The organism is Rosenbergiella metrosideri, assembly GCF_022602565.1.
Lineage (GTDB): Bacteria > Pseudomonadota > Gammaproteobacteria > Enterobacterales > Enterobacteriaceae > Rosenbergiella > Rosenbergiella metrosideri.
The window spans coordinates 1-1,281 of record NZ_JALBCV010000042.1; the positions used below are offsets into that span (position 1 = coordinate 1).

The window sequence follows — 1,281 nt, forward strand, 5'->3', positions numbered from 1 at the left end:
ATTTTCATGTACGGGGCTATCACCCTGTATCGCCGGACTTTCCAGACCGTTCCATTAACACACTGACTGATGCAGACTCTGGGCTCCTCCCCGTTCGCTCGCCGCTACTAGGGGAATCTCGGTTGATTTCTTTTCCTCGAGGTACTTAGATGTTTCAGTTCCCTCGGTTCGCCTCGTTAACCTATGTATTCAGTTAACGATAGTGTGTCGAAACACACTGGGTTTCCCCATTCGGACATCGTCGGCTATAACGGTTCATATCACCTTACCGACGCTTTTCGCAGATTAGCACGTCCTTCATCGCCTCTGACTGCCAGGGCATCCACCGTGTACGCTTATTCGCTTAACCTCACAACCCACAGACGTCTTAGACGCTGTAGACTGTAAAAGTCTTTGAGAGACTCCGAATAATTATTCATTATTCAGTGTTTTCAATTTATCAGCTTGTTTCCAGATTTTTAAAGAGCAATATCTTAAAGACGACTCGTAAGTCAGCTTTAAGATAATTTTATTTTCAGTGAGATACTGAAGATGGTGGAGCTAAGCGGGATCGAACCGCTGACCTCCTGCGTGCAAGGCAGGCGCTCTCCCAGCTGAGCTATAGCCCCATCGATTTTGCAAACATCAGAGTTACCGAAGCAATTCATTCTCAAATAAGGCGTAACGTTACGAAGCATACATCAGTATGCGAGTGGCGTTACAACACAGTGTGAGGATGAATTTGGTAGGCCTGAGTGGACTTGAACCACCGACCTCACCCTTATCAGGGGTGCGCTCTAACCACCTGAGCTACAAGCCTGCAGATGTTTACTGCTCTCTTTAATTTTCATCAGACAATCTGTGTGAGCACTACGCAGCAATGTATCTTACAGGTAAGGAGGTGATCCAACCGCAGGTTCCCCTACGGTTACCTTGTTACGACTTCACCCCAGTCATGAATCACAAAGTGGTAAACGCCCTCCCGAAGGTTAAGCTATCTACTTCTTTTGCAACCCACTCCCATGGTGTGACGGGCGGTGTGTACAAGGCCCGGGAACGTATTCACCGTAACATTCTGATTTACGATTACTAGCGATTCCGACTTCATGGAGTCGAGTTGCAGACTCCAATCCGGACTACGACGCACTTTATGAGGTCCGCTTGCTCTCGCGAGGTCGCTTCTCTTTGTATGCGCCATTGTAGCACGTGTGTAGCCCTACTCGTAAGGGCCATGATGACTTGACGTCATCCCCACCTTCCTCCGGTTTATCACCGGCAGTCTCCTTTGAGTTCCCACCATTA

2 tRNA genes and 2 rRNA genes are annotated in these 1,281 nt (G+C 48.2%); all 4 read right to left on the bottom strand.

The annotated features are described in order from the left end of the window. A 23S ribosomal RNA gene (locus MKR94_RS16355) occupies window positions 1-349 on the bottom strand; the annotation flags it as partial. Between the two features lie 183 nt (window positions 350-532). Then, window positions 533-608 (bottom strand) — tRNA-Ala (locus tag MKR94_RS16360). A gap of 114 nt (window positions 609-722) precedes the next feature. Next, window positions 723-799: transfer RNA gene (locus tag MKR94_RS16365), tRNA-Ile, on the bottom strand. 74 nt (window positions 800-873) lie between these two features. Continuing rightward, window positions 874-1,281: ribosomal RNA gene (locus MKR94_RS16370) — 16S ribosomal RNA — on the bottom strand; the annotation flags it as partial.